This is a genomic window from Bradyrhizobium sp. SEMIA (assembly GCF_014844175.1).
Classification (GTDB): domain Bacteria; phylum Pseudomonadota; class Alphaproteobacteria; order Rhizobiales; family Xanthobacteraceae; genus Bradyrhizobium; species Bradyrhizobium arachidis.
Genome location: NZ_CP046601.1, coordinates 8,155,037 through 8,174,350, shown reverse-complemented (window position 1 = coordinate 8,174,350; position 19,314 = coordinate 8,155,037). Strand labels below are relative to the sequence as shown.

At 64.5% G+C, this 19,314-nt stretch carries 16 protein-coding genes and 3 pseudogenes; 8 read left to right on the top strand and 11 right to left on the bottom strand.

What is annotated here, in order from left to right; genetic code table 11:
* Positions 1-237: 237 nt before the first annotated feature.
* The 4 genes and pseudogenes from FOM02_RS39210 to ftsZ all read left to right on the top strand — a co-directional run bounded on the left by FOM02_RS39210 (position 238) and on the right by ftsZ (position 3,892).
* Complete coding sequence (locus tag FOM02_RS39210; protein WP_210248915.1) at positions 238-1,722, top strand: helix-turn-helix domain-containing protein; 1,485 nt, start codon at positions 238-240, stop codon at positions 1,720-1,722.
* Positions 1,692-1,876, top strand: a pseudogene (locus FOM02_RS47400) (hypothetical protein); the annotation flags it as partial. The gene FOM02_RS39210 and the pseudogene FOM02_RS47400, both read left to right, overlap by 31 nt.
* A gap of 91 nt (positions 1,877-1,967) precedes the next feature.
* Complete coding sequence (locus tag FOM02_RS39205) at positions 1,968-2,582, top strand: hypothetical protein (protein WP_265440999.1); 615 nt, start codon at positions 1,968-1,970, stop codon at positions 2,580-2,582.
* Positions 2,583-2,632: 50 nt separating this feature from the next.
* Positions 2,633-3,892, top strand: a complete 1,260-nt coding sequence (ftsZ, locus tag FOM02_RS39200) for a cell division protein FtsZ (RefSeq protein ID WP_027565026.1) — start codon at positions 2,633-2,635, stop codon at positions 3,890-3,892.
* 305 nt (positions 3,893-4,197) lie between these two features.
* Here the strand turns inward: ftsZ and FOM02_RS39195 are convergent, their stop codons facing one another.
* Positions 4,198-4,743 (bottom strand): hypothetical protein, encoded by a 546-nt coding sequence (locus FOM02_RS39195; RefSeq protein WP_231164183.1) that lies wholly within the window; start codon positions 4,741-4,743, stop codon positions 4,198-4,200.
* Between the two features lie 204 nt (positions 4,744-4,947).
* Positions 4,948-5,226 carry a DUF1488 domain-containing protein gene (locus FOM02_RS39190; protein ID WP_027565028.1) on the bottom strand — a complete coding sequence of 93 codons (279 nt, stop codon included), beginning with the start codon at positions 5,224-5,226 and terminating at the stop codon, positions 4,948-4,950.
* A gap of 394 nt (positions 5,227-5,620) precedes the next feature.
* Here FOM02_RS39190 and FOM02_RS39185 point away from each other — a divergent pair, with 394 nt between their 5' ends.
* Positions 5,621-6,940: a DUF2235 domain-containing protein gene (locus FOM02_RS39185; protein WP_035730488.1), complete on the top strand. Its 1,320-nt coding sequence runs from the start codon at positions 5,621-5,623 to the stop codon at positions 6,938-6,940.
* Between the two features lie 344 nt (positions 6,941-7,284).
* Positions 7,285-7,530, top strand: coding sequence for a PilZ domain-containing protein (locus tag FOM02_RS39180; protein WP_027565029.1), 246 nt, complete (start codon positions 7,285-7,287; stop codon positions 7,528-7,530).
* 172 nt (positions 7,531-7,702) lie between these two features.
* On the opposite strand, the gene FOM02_RS39175 is transcribed toward FOM02_RS39180, so the two are convergent.
* The 7 genes and pseudogenes from FOM02_RS39175 to cobS form a co-directional block, all read right to left on the bottom strand.
* A complete protein-coding gene (locus FOM02_RS39175; RefSeq protein ID WP_027565030.1) occupies positions 7,703-8,110 on the bottom strand; it encodes a hypothetical protein in 408 nt (135 codons plus the stop codon).
* A 356-nt stretch (positions 8,111-8,466) separates the two neighbouring features.
* Positions 8,467-9,578 (bottom strand): annotated as a pseudogene (locus FOM02_RS39170) (NADH:flavin oxidoreductase/NADH oxidase).
* Positions 9,579-9,697: 119 nt separating this feature from the next.
* The gene (locus FOM02_RS39165; RefSeq protein WP_027565032.1) at positions 9,698-10,393 is read right to left on the bottom strand and encodes a hypothetical protein; all 696 of its coding nucleotides are present in this window, start codon (positions 10,391-10,393) and stop codon (positions 9,698-9,700) included.
* A gap of 109 nt (positions 10,394-10,502) precedes the next feature.
* A complete protein-coding gene (locus FOM02_RS39160) occupies positions 10,503-11,576 on the bottom strand; it encodes an esterase-like activity of phytase family protein (protein ID WP_027565033.1) in 1,074 nt (357 codons plus the stop codon).
* On the bottom strand, positions 11,573-13,480 hold the full coding sequence (gene cobT, locus FOM02_RS39155) for a cobaltochelatase subunit CobT (RefSeq protein WP_027565034.1): 1,908 nt from the start codon (positions 13,478-13,480) through the stop codon (positions 11,573-11,575). Before cobT ends, FOM02_RS39160 begins: the two co-directional genes overlap by 4 nt.
* The gene (locus tag FOM02_RS39150) at positions 13,477-13,887 is read right to left on the bottom strand and encodes a GNAT family N-acetyltransferase (RefSeq protein ID WP_265440996.1); all 411 of its coding nucleotides are present in this window, start codon (positions 13,885-13,887) and stop codon (positions 13,477-13,479) included. The genes cobT and FOM02_RS39150 overlap by 4 nt, the downstream gene beginning before the upstream one ends.
* 3 nt (positions 13,888-13,890) lie before the next feature.
* Complete coding sequence (gene cobS / locus FOM02_RS39145) at positions 13,891-14,889, bottom strand: cobaltochelatase subunit CobS (protein ID WP_018643488.1); 999 nt, start codon at positions 14,887-14,889, stop codon at positions 13,891-13,893.
* Positions 14,890-15,211: 322 nt separating this feature from the next.
* Between cobS and FOM02_RS39140 the strand changes: the two genes are divergently transcribed.
* Positions 15,212-15,874 (top strand): DedA family protein, encoded by a 663-nt coding sequence (locus FOM02_RS39140; RefSeq protein ID WP_027565037.1) that lies wholly within the window; start codon positions 15,212-15,214, stop codon positions 15,872-15,874.
* A 171-nt stretch (positions 15,875-16,045) separates the two neighbouring features.
* On the opposite strand, the gene FOM02_RS39135 is transcribed toward FOM02_RS39140, so the two are convergent.
* A complete protein-coding gene (locus FOM02_RS39135) occupies positions 16,046-17,254 on the bottom strand; it encodes a citrate synthase family protein (protein WP_265440995.1) in 1,209 nt (402 codons plus the stop codon).
* Positions 17,255-17,333: 79 nt separating this feature from the next.
* Between FOM02_RS39135 and FOM02_RS39130 the strand changes: the two genes are divergently transcribed.
* A complete protein-coding gene (locus FOM02_RS39130) occupies positions 17,334-18,299 on the top strand; it encodes a citrate synthase/methylcitrate synthase (protein ID WP_265440994.1) in 966 nt (321 codons plus the stop codon).
* A gap of 234 nt (positions 18,300-18,533) precedes the next feature.
* Here the strand turns inward: FOM02_RS39130 and FOM02_RS39125 are convergent.
* Positions 18,534-19,278, bottom strand: a pseudogene (locus FOM02_RS39125) (J domain-containing protein).
* Between the last annotated feature and the right edge of the window lie 36 nt (positions 19,279-19,314).

The following is a 19,314-nucleotide window of genomic DNA, read 5'->3' as shown; positions in this document are numbered from 1 at the left end:
TTTAAGGAGGGGGCTGAGTTGCGTCGCGTGGCGTAGGCTTAGCCAGTCGAGTTTTGCGTTGCGGCCGGATCGAAAGATCCGGCCGTTTTTGTTTCTTCTTTCCAATGCGCAACGGTAGCCGCTTCATCTGTAAATGCGGCACATCCCTTTCCAAAGCGAAACGCCATACTCTAGTGTCGCGCTAAAGTTGTCCCTGAGTTGGAACGCTAGGCAGATATGGCGGCTCGTCCTCGAACCTTGAGCGATCGTGAAATCGCACTCGCAAAAGCAATGCTCCTAAGAGGATTCAAAAATGACGCCATCCACTTCTATTTCAATCTTCCCAATCGACTAATTAGTCCTGGCCGCATCACTCAAATCAAGCAGAAGAAGTATGGCGCCAATGTCGAGGAAGCGCCCCAAGAAGAACTCGACCAGTTCCTCCAGACCTGGAATAGCTCTCGATCAGGCTCTGGTCACGCCCTGACCTCGCCGCTCGACCGCTCACGCCTTATGCGCATGTTTCACGAAACGTCTGCCGGCTGGGCATTGGTCCCCGGCGAAACGGATTTCACGGAATGCAAGCGCAGCTTTCGAGTGTCGCCCGAGACACGCTTCGCGGATGTCATCCGATCGATCGCAGGGTTAGCAAACAACCAAGGAGGCTATCTCTTCTTTGGCGTCACCGACAAAACTCTACTCGTTGAGGGTCTTCCCGACGATACATTTGCCAAAACCGATCCTGCAGAGATAAATCGCTCACTCGCAGGCTCGCTGGATCCAGTTCCGCGAACAACCACAGCGACACTTCTGCTTTCAGGCAAAACCATCGGCATTATGCATGTGGAAAGGCACGATGGAGCCCCCGTTATCGCTCTGAAGAATATCGGGACGGAAGTCCGAGAAGGCACCGTGTATTATCGATACGTTGGAGAAACACGCGCGATCAAACCGGGCGAGCTGCGCAAAATCATCTCAGATCGAGAGCAAAGAGCCGTGGCAGCGTTCAGCCATCAAATGGCGCGCATTGCCGCCGGAACCGATGCAACGCTGAATTTAGACACCGGAGAGGTGAGCGGGAAAAGCGGCAACCTTGTAATCGACAAGTCCCTCCTATCGAATATTCAGTTCATCCGCGAAGGTGAATTTTCGGAACTCAAGGGCGCACCAGCTCTACGACTAATCGGAGACGTAGAGCCGCTAGATGCAACAGAACGCAAGCGAGCAAACATAATTAGAGATAACGTCACGGCCGACGCGGTCATAAGAAATTTTCTGAGAGACGAGAAGGTTTCCGACCCAACACAGTATGTGCATTTTCAAGCTCATTCGCAGCGAAAATGGCTACCAGCCTGGTACTACGTCAAGCAAACGAAGCAACCAGTTGGCGAAATCATAGACGACCTTCGAAAGCAGGTCGCAACCTATCCAGCCAATCGCGACGCTCTCGTGCAAAGACTTCTTCGTAAATCAACCGCCCACAAAGAGCCCACTGGCAAACCTGCACGAATTCTATCAGGGCTTCTCTCAGGGAATGTCCGTGCACCAACAGACATCGAGAGCGACGCTCTCTTCGCAACTGCACTCCAGGGACTTCCTACCGGCTACAGGCGCGCTCGCGATTTAAAGCCCTTGCTCCTAGCAAGCCTTGATCGCGCTCAGGGCCCAGATAATCGAAGCAGCAACCGGCGAAGCTTAATATATCGAGCCGCATGCCGATTGGACGAACTTGGGAATGCGTAACCGGCAACGAGATCTCGGAGAACATCTCCAACGTCCTGAAGCTCGATCGGTGCCTGCGCGAGACCAACAAGACGCAGCCGCGGCAATGGTGCTTTGCGATCCCGGGGTCGGCTCGGTGACGGGCCCCCGTAAACGCCACCTCGCGCCCGTTAACCGTCCGTTAACCAACGCAGCCTAGCCTGCGGTAATCGTCCAGCCATCATTAGCTCGAAATGCCTTCCCGGTTTGCTCCAGGAGAAGCGCCGATGTGCGTTGCGTTGTTGACGTATGCCGATCTCAGTGCCCGCCTCAAGATCTCGCGCGAGGCCGCGCGTTCGCTGGCGAGACGTCGCCGGTGGCCGCGCTCGCGGTCGGATGACGGCAAGGCCCTGATCACCGTTGATTTATCCGAGCTTCGCTACACGCCCCGCCCGCGACGTGCCCGCGAGGCAAGCCACACCGATGCCGCCGCGGCAAGGATGGAGGCGTTAGAGCCATTTCCGTTCGGACCGAGTCCGAACGGGGCTCCAGATTCTTATTCTGACGCGCTTTCCCTGCGCGAACCGGTAGCCACTTCGCTCGAAAACGCTATGGAGATCGAGGCACTCAAGGCGGAGGTCGCGCGGCTCGAAGAGGTCGCAACCGCCTACAGGGCCGTGTTCGAGCGCGAGCGCGAGCGCGCCGATCGGCTGGCCGCCGAGCTGATGCAGGCGGCGGCCGAGACGGCGGCAGCCAATGCGTGGGCGGCACGACTGGAAGACGAAGTGGCGGAGTTACGGACCGGTCGCCGCCCTGGCGGCGGGGTCGCGGGACAGGGCGCGCTTCGATTGGGACGACTGGCCGCTTCGATCGTGCAAGCAGACCGCGCGGCTCGCAGGTAGCACTTGAACCTTTCCCCATTCCCGGCCGCCGGAGCAACCGCGAGGACAGAATGACTGACATCACCGACATTCGCGAGATGAAGGCCCGCATCGTCGTGTTCGGCGTCGGCGGCGCCGGCGGCAACGCCGTCAACAACATGATCACGGCCGGGCTGGAAGGGGTCGAGTTCGTCGTCGCCAACACCGACGCGCAGGCGCTTGCCATGTCGAAGGCGACGCGCCTGATCCAGCTCGGCACCAACGTCACCGCAGGCCTCGGCGCCGGTTCGCAGCCCGAACTCGGGCGCGCAGCGGCCGAGGAGGTCATCGATACGATCCGCGAGCATCTGACCGGCGCACACATGGTGTTCGTGACGGCCGGCATGGGCGGCGGCACCGGCACCGGGGCTGCACCGATCGTCGCCAGGACCGCGCGCGAGCTCGGCATCCTCACCATCGGCGTCGTCACCAAGCCGTTCTACTTCGAGGGCCAGCGCCGCATGCGCTTTGCCGAAGCCGGCATCGAGGAGCTGCTGAAGACGGTCGACACCCTCCTGATCATCCCGAACCAGAATCTGTTCCGCGTCGCCAGCGCGAAGACCACGTTCGCCGATGCCTTTGCCCTTGCCGACCAGGTGCTCTATTCGGGCGTGGCCTGCATCAGCGACCTCATCGTCAAGGAAGGCCTGATCAATCTCGATTTTGCCGATGTTCTCTCCGTGATGCGGGAGAAGGGCAAGGCCATGATGGGACGGGGCGAGGCGTCCGGCGAGAAACGCGTGCTCGCGGCCGCCGTGGCGGCGATTTCCAATCCGTTGATCGAGAACCCCTCGATCAAGCGCGCCAGTGGCCTCATCATCTCCATCACCGGCGGCAAGGATCTCATGCTGTACGAGGTCGACGAAGCCGCCACCCGCATTCGCGACGAGGCCGATCCGGACGCCAACATCATCGTCGGCGCCTCGTTCGATGAAAGCCTCGAAGGCATCGTCCGCGTCTCGGTGGTGGCGACCGGGATCGACAATGTCGACCCGGCGCTCCAGGCGCCGGCGGTGGAAACCGCGCTCACGCAGCTCGCCGGCCGGTTGCGCAACGACAGCCGCCGCATCGCCGATCGCATCGAGCGCGGTGCAGCGCTGCCGCAAGTGGAAAGCCCGCCGCTCCGCCCGCAGCCGCATCACCCCGTGGGGCCACCGGCAAGGCCGAATCAGGACCATGCGCGCCAGGCGGCTCTGCAGACACTCGATCTCTACGGCCGATCATCCCCGCGCAACATGGCCGACGAAAGCGTTCTCGATATCCCGGCCTTCCTGCGCCGCGCCGCCAACTGAGCGGTGGGTCAACGACAGGTCGTCATCCCGGGGCGCGACGAAGTCGCGAGCTATGATGCGCAATTGCGCATCTGAGGATCCATAACCACCATCGTGAGTATGGATTCTCAGGTGCGCAATTGCGCACCGTAGCTCGCGCCAAGAGGCGCGCCCCGGAATGACGGAGCAAAACAACAACTCTCCCGCTTCGGCGGGCTCCTCACCATGAGGGTCTGATATCACGCCGCAAGACGCGACCTCATCCTGAGGGCCCGCCATAGGCGGGCGTCTCGAAGGATGCGCCACGAGGAAGCCACCCGCTACGTTCACGCTGCGGTGCTGCGCGGGCTCTCCGCTGCTTCCCGTTTTTCCGTCTCCTTGTCGCGAGACAGCCATGCCGGAAAGCGAAGCAGGCGATCGCCCGCCTCTTTTGGCGGCTCGATGGGCGCTTCGCTGGCCGAGCTCGGGAGGTCCAGCACGGCGTGTCCCGTTCGCACGGCGTCCGCGCGCTGGTCCAGTTCACGCAACAGGGGATCGAGCACGGTGTCGATTTCGGTCGCCACCGACACCAGGAAACTCTTGAGCTCGCGCGCCTCGGGCACGACGGCCGAAGCCTGCGCGATCGCCTTGGAGAGACCATCGACGACCGGGGCAAACGCGCCGGCGGCTTGCATGATTCGCGTTTTTATCGCTTCGATTTCGGCCAGGACGCGATCACGCTCCCGCCTGTTCTTCTCCTCCGAAAGGCGGGCTTCGATCTCGGCGATCTGGGCCGTCAGGGTGGTGGCTTCGGATGCGAGTGCATCGCGTCTTGCGCGTGCGCGATCGAGATCGCGGCTGAGATTGTCCACTAGATCGTCCTTCCCGAACATTGCTTTGCTCCGTAGGACAGCCGTGGCGCGAACCGCCAGCCGGTTGAGCGAGCCAAGGGCTCGATCGGCCGAAACAGGCATCAATTGCGGTCGCGTCACATGGGCCGACATGGTGACCCCCAGTCGTCCCCATTAGGCGCCGGCATGGTTAACGAGTGGTTAATGTCAACAGATGATGCGACGCAGCCGCGATAGCCCCCTCCCCTAGCTCCGAAAATCGATGCTCCGCAGCACGATGCCCGGCGGGGTGCCTTCGAACTCGCAGGCGCGGTATTTGCTGGCGGCGCAGGCTTCGATGCGGTCGCGCAGGCGGCTGAACTGGGCTTCGCGCTGCTCGGGGGCGACCTTCGGGCCGCGTTCGAGATCGTCCATCGCCGAGGTCGAGATCGCGCAACCGATCTCCTGCGGGCCGTCCTGCATGGAGAACAGCACGATCATCCGGTCGTATTCGAGGCCGATGTAGCGGCCGCTGGTGAGGGTCATGGGGGAATCCTTTCGCTGGTTGCCCGGCAACGCGATGATCGCGCGAAGCGCACAAACCCACCTCGACGTCGTCCATCACCCCGGCCAGCTCCTGGCCGCGCACGCCGTGGCACAAATATCCACAACAACTCATTTCGGTGGTTATGGGTCCTGCCTCCCCTGCGCAATCGCGCACCAGGCCAGGACGGCAGCTGCTTTCCACGCCCGTACCCTAGTTGCCGCAGAGCGCGGCGGGTGAGGGCTCTTTCCTCTTGGGGATTATGATGCCGCCGCATCATGCAAGCCACATGCGATAGCCCCTGCCCTCCTGGGAGGGTAAGAGCACCACCGTCTCCTCTCCGTCGCGCAGTTCCGCTATACTCGTCGGGGTAGCATTTCCCGGAGGGGCAGACCTGTGGAGCACGCACACAACACCGAGCCGAAAAACCTCGTCATCTGCTGTGACGGGACCGGCAACGAGATCTCGGAGAACATCTCCAATGTCCTGAAGCTCTATCGCTGCCTGCGCAAGACCGACAAGACGCAGCCGCGGCAGATGGTGTTTTACGATCCCGGGGTCGGCACGGTGACGGAGCCGACGACGTGGCACCGCTGGAAGGCCAACATCAATCTGGTGCTGGGGCTCGCCACCGGCTACGGGCTCGATGACAACGTGCTGTCGGCCTATTGCTTTTTGATCGAGCACTACGCGCCGGGCGACCGCATCTATCTGTTCGGTTTTTCACGCGGTGCCTACACGGTTCGCGTGCTGGCGGGGCTGATCCACAAGATCGGCCTGATCTCGCCGGAGCAGGCGAACCTCGCAGGCTCGGGGCTCGTCGCCTACAAGCAATATTCCGGCACCGGGCGCGGCAACTCCATCTCCGACCTCCAGGACGTCGCGGTCGACGACCAGGGGCCGCTGCCGAAGGACACGTTCGACCTCGCCGCCCAGTTCGCGCGCATCACTTCGACGCGCTGGCCGACCATCCACTTCATCGGCGTCTGGGACACGGTGGCGAGCGTGATTGTGCCGCGGCGCGACAATTTCTTCTTCGTGTTCAGCCTGGAGGAGCTCGCCTTCACGCTGCGCAATCCGAGCGTAAAAATCTTCCGGCAGGCGATCGCGATCGACGAGCGGCGCTGCATGTTCCGCCTCAAGCAGTACGAGGAGCCGCAGGAATACTGGCGCAACCGCTATGTGCCCGACGAGAAGAAGGAGCCGCAGGACATCTTGCAGGTGTGGTTCGCCGGCGTGCATTGCGACGTCGGCGGCGGCTATCCGGAAGCCGAGAGCGCGGAGTCCAAATATCCGCTGATCTGGATGATCGAGGAAGCGGCGAAGGCCGGGCTGAACTTCAACCCGCGCACCGTGAACCAGCTCGCCTGGGGCGTGCAGCGCAAGAACTCGCCGTTCAAATATGTCGCGCCGGCCTACACCGGCAAGGCGGGCGCGCTGCACAATTCGATGACGACGGCCTGGCGCGTGCTGGAATATCTGCCGAAGAGCGCGAAGTACAAGGAATGGCCTGACAGGACGGTGGTGCTCGGCTTCTACATCCCCGATTGCGAGCCGCGCGTCATTCCCGAAGGCGCGCATGTGCATGAGAGCGTGCTGAAGCGGATGGCGGTGGAGCCGGACTACCGGCCGGTGAACCTGCCGAAAGAATATGTCACCGTGCCGATGCCGGTGCCGCCGCATGCGGACGCGCCGGTGGAGGAGCACGTGGCGTGAGGGGGGTGATGGCGACGATGATGGAGGCAGTGGCGTGCAACATCACCGGTGTCGTCCCTGCGAACGCAGGGACCCATACCGCGTGATCTCTCGGTCGCAGGAGGCAGGAGTACCGAACGACGAATCTTCGCCAAACCTCTCCCTGGGGTTATGGGTCCCTGCGTTCGCAGGGACGACAGGGGAGTTTGGGGTGGACGGCGGAGCACCTCGCTACCGCCGGTTTCTCCATTCGCCGCCACTTTTCGTTAAAATTCTCCGGCCCGCCTTAGCATCATCGCATCAACTCCTCTGCATCATCCTGCACAGAGCCCGCCGTAAGCAGCGGAATTGGAGGAGATGTGCCAATGCATCCGCGAAAATTTGTCCGCGTCAAACCCGCAGGCCTGGTGTCCCGCCAGGCCAAGATCATCACCGACCCGCGCGCGCCGGTGATCCCCTGCACGCTGATCGACTACTCGCCCGGCGGGGCCTGCGTCGATCTCGGCGGGCAGGTGAAGATCCCCGACCGGTTCGAGCTGTTGCATGTGAACACGAAGAAGCGCTGCCGCATCGCCTGGAAGCGCGGCACGCGCGTGGGCGTGGTGTTCTAGCTGTCGGCTTCGTAGCCCTCCCAATGGGTCGTCATGCCCGGGCTTGTCCCGGGCATCCACGTTTCTTGGGCACGGATGCAAAGACGTGGATGGCCGGGTCATAGGCGAGCGGAAGCGACGCCGTCCTTCAGACGGCTATGCCCGGTCATGACGGTGCGGGAGGGTCAGAAAACTACTTCCGCATCCTCGCCTTCGTTCCCGCGACGATCTGCATGGCGACGCCGGCGATCCAGCCAAGCAGGACGAGCCAGGTCCAGGCGATGTGCGGGTCCAGCCGCAGCACGATCACGGCGACGGAGGCGAGCGCGGTGAAGGTGGCGCAGAGCGTGCCGGCGGCGCTCAAGAATTCCGCGGCGTCGATCTGGCTGTGCGCGTCGTCGAAGGGAAGCTGCGGCGTGTCGATGCCGAGATAGAAGCCGATGAAGCCCAGCACCATCATCGTCAGCAGGAAACCCTGCGTGGTGAGGTGCGCGATCGACGAGCCGACATAGGCGCCGACGAACAGCCCGCATGCCGCGCCTGCCATCGCAAGGCCCACGCGCTCGAACACATGGGCAGTCTTCCGGACACGAAACCGCATGGGCCGGCCTCCGTGATGCCCCGGGATGCAAGGTTAGGCCAGTTTTGCGGACCGCGAAAGCTGAGGAGTTTTACGGATACGTGAGGTCGCGTGATGAGAGGCGTGAGGGAGGTGAGGTGGACACCACATCCTCCGCTGTCGTCCCGGACAAGCGAAGCGCAGATCCGGGACCCATAACCACAGGAAGCAGTTTGGCGAAGACTCTTAGTTGAGTTGTCAACGCACACAGCGCGCTATCGTGAGATCACGCGGTATGGGTCCCTGCTCCCCGTGCGCAATTGCGCACTAGGCAGGGACGACAGGGGCGGTGTGGCGCGGTCATCGCGCCACAGACATACATCACGCGCGCAGCGCCCTCACCGCGCCCCGAACGTTGTCTTGCCGAACAGCGCCTTCTGCGTCGAGGGCTGCGAGCGCCAATATTGCGGCGGGGCTTCGACTTCGCCGCCGAGCTCGGCGGCGGCGTGCCAGGCCCAGCGCGGGTCGTAGAGCAGGCCGCGCGCGAGCGCGACCATGTCGGCCTTGCCGCTGGCGACGATCTCTTCCGCCTGCTTCGGCTCGGTGATGAGGCCGACCGCGATGGTCGGCAATCCCGTCTCGCGCTTGATGGCCTCGGCAAACTGCACCTGATAGCCGGGGCCGAGCGGAATCTTCTGCAGCGGCGAGACGCCGCCGGAGGACGCATCGATCCAGTCGACGCCGCGCGCCTTCAACGCGCTCGCGAACTCGATGGTTTGACCCAGGTCCCAGCCGCCCTCGACCAGTCGGTCGACGACACCCGCATGCCCACCGGCTTGTCGTGCGGGACGACGGCGCGCACCGCGTCATAGACCTCGAGCGGGAAGCGCATGCGGCTCTGCAAGGAGCCGCCATATTCGTCGGTGCGCTTGTTGGAGACCGGCGAGAGGAACTGATGCAGCAGATAGCCGTGCGCGCCGTGCAGCTCGATCGCGTCGATGCCGATCCGCATCGCGCGCTTGGCGCTGTCGACGAAGGCGTCGCGGATGCGCTTGAGACCGCTCGCATCCAGCGCCAGCGGCGCGGCTTCGCCCTCCTTGTGCGGCACCGCGCTTGGCGCCACCGTCTGCCAGCCGCCGTGCTCGACCGGGATCAGCTGGCCGCCGTCCCAGGGCCGCGCGCTCGACGCCTTGCGGCCGGCATGGGCGAGCTGCATCGCCACCGCGGTTGAGGAATGCTTGCGCACGGAAGAGAGGATCTGCTTCAGCGCGGCCTCGCAGGCATCGCTGTAGAGCCCGAGGCAGCCCGGCGTGATGCGGCCGATCGCCTCGACATGGGTCGCCTCGATGCAGAACATCGCCGCGCCCGACAGGCTGAGATTGTTGATGTGGGTGAAGTGCCAGTCAGTGGCGACGCCGTCGTCGGCCGAATATTGGCACATCGGCGACACCACGACGCGGTTCTTCAACGTCAGGCCGCGCAGCTTGATCGGGGAAAACAGGGCGCTCATGCGGGAAGGTTCCGGGGATGGAGGGATGGAAGCGATTGCATGAAGTTTAGTAGGCCGATGGCGAATTGCCAGTTGCGCGGGCAGCATGGCCGACCGGGACGGCATGCATTGCGGCTGCCCTACTCCAGCTCCTCGAACCTCCCCGGCACGGGTTTGCCCATACGCACGCTGCCATCGGGCAAGATCTCGCCATCCGCCTCCGCCGAAAACTGGATCGTGTTGCCGCCGCCCTCGCGTTTCGTCGCCTTGCCGAACACCCCCAGCTTGTCCGCGAGCGCCAGGTCGTCGAGCACGAACACGCGGTACTCCGTGAGGTGAAAACGGCGCGGCGACTGCCAGGTCAGCGCCGGCACGGAGGTGCGCATGTCGCCGTCGGTCTTGATGTCGATGCTGCGGCCGGTGACGTCGCGGAACAGGTCCGGCCCCTTGAGCAGGCGCGCGTGGCCGCCCTCGACGGCGTAGAGGTTCAAGGTGACGATATGGCGCTCGGTGCGGAAGCTCACCGCGACAGTGCGCGCGTCGGCCGACCAGGCGGCGTGGAAGGCGTCCGGCGCGGTGTCGAGGATGTTGTCGTCATCGACATTGTCGAGCGTCATCAGCCGGCGATGGCTCGGCTCCGCCATGAGATAGAGCCGAAAACCCTCGCGGCCGGCCTCGCCGCCGGCATGGGCGGCGACCGAGAGCTTCCCATTCGGCGCACGGCCGCCCTGGATGATGGCGTATTCGCCCTTCTTGTACTGGTGCTCGGCCGTGGCGTGCGCCTGAGGCAGCGCGGCAAGCATGAGGATGAAGGCGAGGATGGCGCGAAGGGGCATGGATGTATGTAGCGGACTCGTACGCGCGAGTTCAATCTCCGCTGCTAGCGCCCACCTCCGCTGTCGTCCCGGGTTCGCGCTTCGCACGCCCCGGGACGACAGCGGAGAATTACTCCACCAGCGTGAACTGCAGCAGCAGCGTCCGTTGCAGCAGCGAGAAATTGTCGTCCGACACCAGCGTCAGCACGGTCTCGCCCTCGGCGGTGACGTGGGCGTCGATGCCTTCCATGTTGTCGATCTCGTGGCCGAGATCGGCGGCGAACAGCGCGGGGCCGTCGACCACCGCGCCCGGCGCGATGGACTTCAACGGAATTGAGCGGATGCGGATGTTGACGCCGGTGAACCAGGAGAATTTGCGTTCGAGGATGAGCAGCTCGCCGCTGGGCAGCAGCACGGCATCGCTGATGTCGAACTTGTCGGTGCGGCGCACGCTGAACTGGCCGGGCCTGGGACCGCCGATCAGGAACGCCATCAGATTGCCGTCGGCATCGAGCCCGCGCTCGGAGAACGCGATCAGGGTGCCGGCCAGCGGCTGGCCTTTCGGCACGAAGATCAGCGCCTCCAGCCCCTTGTTGCTCGGCAGCTTGCGGATCGCGGCCGGCGTCGGCACCACCTCGCCGCGCGCCCCGATGCCGCCCTTGGCGAAATCGAAGCGCATGATCTGGTTGACGCGCTCGAGCCCGACATAAAAGACATTGCCGTCACGCGCGAGCGACTCGGTGTCGTACCAGTAGCGCGTCTCGGTGATCGGCCTCCCCTCGCCATTGAGCATCGGCGCCGCCTCGACATTGTCGAGGGCGACCATCTTGCCACTGGCGTAACGGATGCTGCCGGTGAACCAGCTGCCCTGGTCGGACAGCGCGAGGAAGCGCTCGCCCTTCGTGTCGAGAAAACGGAGCGCGGACAGGCCGCCGAAACCGCGATGCGGCGAAGTCAGCACGAGGCCGCTGCGATATTCCAGCGAGCCGAAGCGCACGTGCGAACGATCGCGCGGCTCGAACGAGGGGATCTGCCGCGCGTTGACCTCGATGCTGACGGGCGCGGTGACGGCGTGCTCGACCTGCGCCGGACGCAGCGCCGGCTCGCTCGCAGGCTGCGCCCGCGCAAGTCGCGGGATTGCTAGAATGGAAAATCCCGCCGCCGCGTGGCCGAGAAGGCTGCGGCGGGATGGTTGCGTGCTCACGAATGCAATTTGCGTCGCGGGCGACCGGCCGGCTGGGTTGGTGCGGTGTTGGTCTCGCTGAAGAGCTCGGCGAGCTTCTCGGTGATGGCGCCGCCGAGTTCTTCCGCGTCCACGATCGTCACCGCGCGGCGATAGTAGCGCGTGACGTCATGGCCGATGCCGATCGCGATCAGCTCGACCGGCGAGCGGGTCTCGATCTCCTCGATGATGTGGCGCAGGTGCCGCTCGAGATAGTTGCCGGGATTGACCGACAGCGTGGAATCGTCGACCGGCGCGCCGTCCGAGATCATCATCAGGATCTTGCGCTGCTCGGGCCGGCCGAGCAGGCGCTTGTGCGCCCAATCCAGCGCCTCGCCGTCGATGTTCTCCTTGAGGAGACCCTCGCGCATCATCAAGCCGAGATTCTTCCGCGCACGGCGCCAGGGGGCATCCGCCGACTTGTAAATGATGTGGCGGAGATCGTTGAGGCGGCCGGGATTGGCCGGCTTGCCGGCGGCAAGCCACGCCTCGCGCGATTGCCCGCCCTTCCAGGCGCGCGTGGTGAAGCCCAAAATCTCGACCTTGACGCCGCAACGCTCCAGCGTGCGCGCGAGGATGTCGGCGCAGGTGGCGGCGACCGTGATCGGGCGTCCGCGCATCGAGCCGGAATTGTCGAGCAGCAACGTCACGACGGTGTCGCGGAACGTCGCCTCCTTCTCGTGCATGAAGGACAGCGGGTGATAGGGATCGGTGACCACGCGCGACAGGCGCGCGGGATCGAGGATGCCCTCTTCGAGATCGAACTCCCAGGCGCGGTTCTGCTGCGCCATCAGCCGGCGCTGCAGCCGGTTGGCGAGGCGGGCGACGATACCTTGCAGATGCGCGAGCTGCTTGTCGAGATAGGCGCGCAGGCGCTCCAGCTCGTCATGGTCGCAGAGGTCTTCGGCGGAGATGACCTCATCGAATTTCGGCGCGAAGGCGTGATATTCCGGCCCGCGCGGCTCGTTCTTGCCGTGCGCGTTCGGACGCGTCGCCTCGCCCGGCGTCTCGTCGTCGCCGAGCTCGCCGTCGTCGAAGGTGTCGGAGGTCGACGCCTGCGCGCTTTCCATGGCGCTCTCGCTCATCTCCTCGGATGAGGCCTGCGCCTGGTCTGCGCTCATCTCCTGCGCGGCATCGGAATCGGGCGAGCCCTCGGCGCCGGACTGATCGTTGTCGCCGTCCTGGTTCTCGTCGTTCTCGTCATTGTCCTCGCTATCGGCGTTGCGCTCGTCGCCGAGCTCGAGCGCCGACAAGAGATCATGCACGGCATCGCCGAACCGGGTCTGGTCCTCGACCACGCCGTCGAGCCGGTCGAGCCGCCTGCCGATCTTGTCTTCCAGGATGGGACGCCAGAGATCGACCATCTTCTTGGCGGCCGCAGGCGGCGCCATGCCGGTCAGGCGCTCGCGCACCAGCATTGCCAGCGCGTCGGCCAGCGGCGCGTCGGCGCGGTCGGTGATCTCGTCGAACTTGCCGCGGTGGAAATGGTCGTCGAGCATCGCGGTGAGGTTTTTGGCAACGCCTGCCATGCGGCGCGCGCCGATCGCCTCGACGCGGGCCTGCTCGACCGCCTCGAACACGCCGCGCGCCTGCGGATTGCCGGGCATCAGCTTGCGGTGCACCTTGGGATCATGACAGGCGAGCTTGAGCGCGATGGAATCGGCGTGGCCGCGCACGATCGCCGCATCGCGCTTGGTCATTTTCCGCGCCGGCTCCGGCAACCGCGCCTTGCCGGGGGCAAGGCCCGGGCGCTCGGCCGCGAACGAGACATCGAGCTCGGGCGCCTTGGCGATCGCCTTGAGACAGGAGGCGACCGAGCGCTTGAACGGCTCGGTCGGCGCTTCCTTGGTATTACGGAATTTGGAGTTGGATGATGATGTGCTCATAGCGACTTCGTAAACGAATGGCGCGTCACGCCGCCGGGATAGCCGTCAAGAGTGCCGAATTCCCCGTACCCGCAGGAACGATAGAAGCCCGGCGCCTGGAAACTCATCGTATCGACATGGACCCGGATCGCGCCGAGCCGTCGTGCCTCGTCCTCGATCGCCGCGATCAGCTTCGTGCCATGGCCCTTGCCGCGCTGCTTCTGCTCGATCCAGAAATACTGGATGAACAGAACCGTGGACCAGAGGTGCCCGACGATGCCGCCGACGATCTTGCGGCCGTCCTTCAAGGCGACCGCGATGCTCTTGACCTTCTGCTTGCCAAACTTCTCGTCGTTGTAGGCGCCGAGCCCGGCGAGCACAGCCTTCTTGGTGGTCCCAATGGTGCGCTCGACGAAGACGGTCGGCATGGTCTAGCTGAGCGCCACGTTGACTGCCGATTCCGGCAGCTCCGCATTGAAGCAGCGCTGATAGAACTCGGCGACCAGGGGACGCTCGAGCTCGTCGCACTTGTTGAGGAAGGTGACCCGGAACGCGAAGCCGATATCGCCGAAGATGTCGGAGTTTTCGGCCCAGGTGATCACCGTGCGCGGGCTCATCACCGTCGACAGATCGCCATTGGCGAAGGCGTTACGGGTGAGATCGGCAAGGCGCACCATCTTGTTGACGATGTCGCGGCCTTCCTGGGTGCGATAGTGCTTGGCCTTGGCCAGCACGATCTCCACTTCCTCGTCGTGGCTGAGATAGTTCAGCGTGGTGACGATCGACCAGCGGTCCATCTGGCCCTGGTTGATCTGCTGGGTGCCGTGATAGAGGCCCGAAGTATCGCCGAGACCGACGGTGTTGGCGGTCGCGAACAGGCGGAACGCCGGATGCGGCTTGATCACCTTGTTCTGGTCGAGCAGCGTCAGGCGGCCCGAGACTTCCAGCACGCGCTGGATCACGAACATCACGTCCGGACGGCCGGCGTCGTATTCGTCAAACACCAGCGCGACGTTGTTCTGGAGCGCCCAGGGCAGGATGCCGTCGCGGAATTCGGTGACCTGCTTGCCGTCGCGGACCACGATGGAGTCCTTGCCGACGAGGTCGATACGGCTGATGTGGCTGTCGAGGTTGACGCGCACGCACGGCCAGTTCAGCCGGGCGGCGACCTGCTCGATATGGGTGGATTTGCCGGTGCCGTGATAGCCGGTCACCATCACGCGGCGATTGCGCGCAAAGCCGGCGAGAATGGCGAGCGTGGTGGCGCGGTCGAAGCGATAGTCGGAATCGACTTCGGGCACATGAGGATCGACTTCGGAATAAGCCGGCACTTCGAGATCGCTGTCGATCCCGAACACCTGGCGCACCGACACCTTCATGTCGGGCAGACCGGAAACTTCCTCAACTTTGGACATGGCGGCGGTCGTCATCAATCCTCCGAGGCCCCGGGCGGTCCCGAGACCAGTTATTTGCACGTTGGCTGCGGCTGGGTGCGGCTGCGAACCTATCAGAGACAACGTGCCGGCAGAAGCCCGCGTGCCAATCAAAGTTCCGTTGTCTTTTCATTTAGATAGGTCAGGAACGCAGTTTTTGGAGGGCTGCCTTGCGAATCACGCTCGAATTTCGAACCTGAACGGCCATCCTGCCCGCGCAAATGGCACTTTTGCCGCCTGCCCTTACTTATGTAGGGTCCGAACCCCCGGGATAAACCCAAGGGTGAACCGAAGTCCACCCGACCGCCACAGAGACGACGTGACGTCCTTTCTCGATCCCCTCATCTCCTTCGTGTCAGTCCATACGTGGCTGGCCTATCTGACCCTGTTCCTGGCGGCGCTGCTGGAAGCCGTGCCTGTGGTGGGATCGGTCATTCCCGGCTCGACCATCATCCTGGCCTTGAGCGCCCTGGTTCCGGGCGGCGAGCTGAAGCTGCAATGGGTGCTGCTGGCGGCCGCGCTCGGCGCCGTGCTGGGCGACGGCTCGGCCTACTGGATCGGGCACCGGCGCCAGCGCGAGATCCTCACCGCCTGGCCGCTGACCAATTACCCGCGCGTGGTCGCCGAGAGCGAAAGCTTCTTCAAGCGCTTCGGCACCTGGGCCGTGTTCTTCGCTCGCTTCGTGCCCCCGATCCGCGCCTTCGTGCCGGTGACGGCCGGCGCGCTGGGCATGGCGCCGGCACGGTTTTATGCAGTGAATATCCCGGCGATCCTGGTCTGGGCCCCCGCGCATGTGCTGCCGGGCGTGCTGGCGGTGTCGGCCTTCCACCAATATTTCGGCGTGCCGCACCATGGGCATCCGTTCAAGCACATGTGGATTTTGACGGTGGTGGCGGTGGCGATCGTGGTGGGCGTGGCGCTGTGGATCTATCGCCGGCGGAGGGGTGGCGATGTGGCTGCGGCGGCCAAGCCGCCGGCGTAGCCGCCACATAACAGGTGTCGTCCCTGCGAACGCAGGGACCCATACCGCGTGATCTATCGATTGTGACCGGCTGGAGTACCGAACGACGAGTCTTCGCCAAACCGCTTCCTGGGATTATGGGTCCCTGCGTTCGCAGGGACGACAGCGGAGAGCGACGCGCTCACAGAGATTCTAGCTGCCTGCCCTCCTCCCCGGCGCCGGCCCGACATACCTCGCCCGCGGCCGGATCAACTTCCCGAACTGCAACTGCTCGCTGGCATGGGCGATCCAGCCGACGCTGCGGGCCATCGCGAACAAGGCGAGCTCGCTGCCAGCAGGGAGCCGCAGCGCGTGCACGAGCACCGCGAGCGCGTAGTCGATATTCACGAGCTCGCCGGTCGCCTCGATGATCCGCTCCGGCACTTCGCGGGTGAATTTTCGCGGTGCGCCGGCGCGGGCGAGCGCGTTCAGCAGCGATTGCGCGCGGGGATCGCCGCGCTTGTAGACGCCGTGGCCGAAGCCGGCAAAGCGCTCGCCGAGCGCGACGCGCTCGCGCACCATGGGCTCGACATCACGGTCGATCAGCGTCTTGACGAGCTGCGAGGCCAGCACGCCGGCGCCGCCATGCTTGGGGCCTTTCAGCGCAGCAAGGCCGGCAATCACGGAGTCATAGAGGTTGAGGCCGGTGGACGCCGCACAGCGCGCGGTGAAGGTCGAGGCGTTCAGCTCGTGATCGGCCAGCAGCACCAGCGCGCGGCGGATCAGATCGGGCGCGTGCTTATTGTCCGCCGCCCAGGCTTTCGCGACCTGCTGATGCAGCGGCTCGGCTGACGGCTCGGCGTTGAGCATGGTCGCAACCAGCAGCCGGACGATGCGCGCGCCGACCATGGCGCGGCCATCGGGCGCGCGGGTGAAGGCGCGGGGATCGGACTGACCGACGCTCGGGGCCTTGCCGAGCTCCTTGGCCATGTCGAGATGGTGCTCTTCCGCGATCGCGCGCATCTCGTCGGACGTCGCAGGCTGATTGTCCGGCGCGAAGGGATCGACGTCGGAGACGTCCCAGAGCAGCGTTGCGGTGTGCTCCAGCGTGTCGTTCTCGGCGAGATCGACGCAGTTCACGCCGCGGTAGATCGCGCCCTCCTCGGTGATGGTCGAGATTTCCGTGTCCATCACCGGCAGGTCGGCATCGAAGCTGCGCAGGCCGCGCGGCTCCGGCGACGGCACCCGGCGCTCCTTCAGGGCACGGACGTCCTCGGCGCGGTAGCGGTTCTTGCGCGAGTCCGGCGTCGGCTCGGAGCGGATCAGGCCACGGCTGACATAGGCGTAGAGCGTGGCCGGCGAGATCGCGAGCTCGGCGGCGGCCTCCCGGGCGGAGAGGTAGAGCTCTTCGGAATTATTCATATTGATTTATGTAATCAAGATTGATCAATCTGTCGAGAGGGCCGATTTTCTCCGGGTGCAGTGCAAAGGAGATTGGGCCATGAACATCCACCTCACCAAAAGCCAGATCGGACTGGACGGCGTTCCTGCGGCCGAGACCGCGCTGAGCCATGTTGACGGCGAGCGCGGCGAACTGATCATCGCCGGCGAGCATGTCGGCCGCCTCGCCGCCAAATCGAGCTTTGAGGGGGTCACCGCCCGGCTCTGGAACGGCGCCAGCAAGACCGCGCTCACCGAAGCCAATGTCCGGGCGAGCCTGGGCGCAGCGCGCGACCGCGCGTTCGCGCGGCTGGACGAGCTTTTGCCGGCGACGAAAGGGCTCGATCCCATCGCGCCCGATGCGACCGTGAGCCACGCCGCCGATACGCTGCGCATGCTGCATGGGCGCGCGCCCGCATCGCGCGAGGTGACCGCGCTGGATGCCTATCTCGTCACGGCCAGCGACCACGGCATGAACGCCTCAACTTTCACCGCGCGTGTCGTCGCTTCGACGCAAGCCGATCTGTTCGCGGCCGTCACCGCCGGCTATTGCGCGCTCACCGGCCCGCTGCATGGCGGCGCGCCGGAGCCGGTGCTGGAAATGCTGGACGCGATCGGCTCGCGCGAGCGCATCCAGCCGTGGGTCGATGCGGCGCTGGCGCGCGGCGAGCGGATGATGGGTTTCGGTCACCGCGTCTATCGCGTGCGCGATCCGCGCGCCGACGTGCTCAAGACCGCGGTCGAGGCGCTGGCATCCAACGGCACCGATCTGCCGTTTGCCGGCGAGGTCGAGGCCTATATCCGCGAAGCCCTGCGCAAGAAAAATCCGGAGCGGCCGCTGGAGACGAATGTGGAGTTCTTCACCGCGATCCTGCTCGATGCGCTGGCGATCCCGCGGCAGGCGTTCACGCCGATCTTCGCGGTGGCGCGCAGCGCAGGCTGGACCGCACATGCGCGCGAGCAGCAGCGGACCGGGCGGCTGATCCGGCCGAGCTCGTCCTATGTAGGGGCGATGCCGGAGGCGTGAGGCGAGTAACGAGCGCAAGAGGCGGCGGCGGAGCCAAATACTCCGCTGTCGTCCCTGCGAATGCAGGGACCCATACCGCGTGATCTATCGGCGAGAGGCGGTGTGAATACCACGGGAAGACTATTTCACTACGAGTCTTCGCCAAACCTCTCCCTGGGGTTATGGGTCCCGGATCTGCGCTTCGCTTGTCCGGGACGACACCGAGAGTTTGGCTACGACTGTGGCCGCGAAGCCCTACGCCTCGCGCACCACCGTCTTCAGATAATTATACGCCTTGATGATCTCGATCAGGCGATCCTCGGTGGAGCGGTCGCCGCCATTGGCGTCGGGGTGGTGCTGCTTGACCAGCGCCTTGTACTTGGTCTTGACGTCGGCGAGCGTGGCGTCGGGGCCGAGGCCCATGACCTGGAGCGCCTTGCGCTCGGCGTTCATCACCTTGCGCGTCTCGGCCTTGGGCTGGGCATCCGGGCCCTTGCGCCAGTTGGCGCGGCCGTTGATCTCGCTGAACATGCTGAACGGATCGAACGCACCGTCGATCTCGGCTTCCGATCCCTTCTTGACGCCGCCATTGGCGCCCATCTTCCAGGTCGGACGGTGACCGGTCAGCGCATCCTTCTGATAGCGCGCGACGGCGTCGGCATTCATGCCGGAGAAGAAATTGTAGTTCTGGTTCCCGACAATTACATCCGCAGCATCCTCAACAGCGTGAAGTCGATCGCGATGGTCGATAGCGCGCGACGGCGTCGGCATTCATGCCGGAGAAGAAATTGTAGTTCTGGTTGTACTCGCGCACATGGTCGAGGCAGAAGTGCCAGTAGTCGCGCTGGTTCTCGCGCCCCTTCGGCGCGCGGTGCGAGCCCTTGTTCTGGCATCCGGCCCATTCGCAAGCGACCACGGTCTCGCGCGGCTTCGCTTCCGGCTGCTTGCCACGCGGCTTGACGCGGATGGAGTCGAAGAACTTTGATGAATCGATCGGCATGGCTGACTTTGACTACGCAATGCAAAAACCTTCAAG